At 65.7% G+C, this 245-nt stretch carries 1 pseudogene; it reads left to right on the forward strand.

Annotated features, from left to right (window positions below):
* Nucleotides 1–126: 126 nt before the first annotated feature.
* Nucleotides 127–245: pseudogene (locus tag ADL15_RS53210) on the forward strand (IS5/IS1182 family transposase); the annotation flags it as partial.

Consider the following 245-nt stretch of genomic DNA (forward strand, 5'->3'; position numbering starts at 1 on the left):
TGAGCCTTTTCCAACCTGATCTTGCAGGTCAGCTCCGGTAGGCAGGGGGTGCTGATCGATGGGTGCGAGGCTCCAGGTAAGACAGCAAATCGACCAAAACCCGATGCCCCGACCGGGAGCCTCGCCATGCTGTCCTACCCCGCCACGATCCCGTTGTCCAGCCGGACCCTGAACCACCTCGCCGACCGCATCCGCAGCCACCGCCAGCAGCGCAAATCCCGATGGCGGCGGCTGAACCCCGGCCG

Origin of the sequence: Actinoplanes awajinensis subsp. mycoplanecinus (assembly GCF_001509495.1) — a bacterium.
Taxonomy (GTDB): domain Bacteria; phylum Actinomycetota; class Actinomycetes; order Mycobacteriales; family Micromonosporaceae; genus Actinoplanes; species Actinoplanes palleronii.